The 941-nt window shown below is 36.7% G+C and carries 1 pseudogene; it reads left to right on the plus strand.

Annotated features, from left to right (window positions below):
• Window positions 1–941: pseudogene (locus DRF60_RS21295) on the plus strand (RHS repeat-associated core domain-containing protein); the annotation flags it as partial.

Here is a 941-nt window from a genome sequence, read left to right on the forward strand (position 1 = left end):
GAATTCCACTGTAAGCACAAAAGGACTGCCCACTGCAAGCTATATTAAAAATACAGAAGCCAGCGATTATGGGTGGACAAAGAACTACACCTATTACGACACCAAAGGAAGAGCTATTGGAAGTCATTCCATTAATCACCTGGGAGGCTATACCAAAACAGAATCCAAGCTGGATTTTGCAGGAGTTCCTCAGACTGTCATTACCAGACATAAAAGATTGAATACAGATACGGAAAGAGTTATTACAGAAAATTTCACCTATGATCACCAGAACAGGCTGCTTGTTCATAAGCATCAGGTAGATAGTAATGCCGAAGAAATTCTGGCTCAGAATAAGTACAATGAACTTTCTCAGCTTGAAAACAAGAAAGTCGGAGGAATTAGCCTTGGATCACCACTTCAAAGTATTGATTATAAGTACAACATCAGAGGCTGGATGACCAGGATTAATGATCCTGCTAGCCTGAACGGAAAATTATTCGGATATGAGATAAAATATACAAATCCTGCCTATACAAATTTAACATCAGGGAAATATAATGGAAATATTGCAGAAGTAGACTGGAAAACATCCAATGATGGCACATTGAGAAGATATGATTATCAGTATGATGCACTTAACAGATTAAAAAGCGGCATTTTTTCTGAACCGAACTCTTCTGTTCCTCAAAATAATTTCTTTAATGAAAGTATGAGTTATGATCTCAACGGAAATATTACAACACTGCAAAGAAACAGCAAAGGTCTTAATGCAACAGCTGAACTTATAGATAACCTAAATTACAGCTACACAGGAAACAGGCTTAATTCTATAACTGAAACACAAGCCAATTACAAAGGTTATCCCGATGTATCAGGAAACACGATAGCCTACGATGATAACGGAAACATGAAAGATCAAAAGGACAAGGGAATTCTTGATATTCAATATAATTTCTTGA

The sequence above is a fragment of the Chryseobacterium elymi genome (assembly GCF_003385495.1).
Taxonomy (GTDB): domain Bacteria; phylum Bacteroidota; class Bacteroidia; order Flavobacteriales; family Weeksellaceae; genus Chryseobacterium; species Chryseobacterium elymi.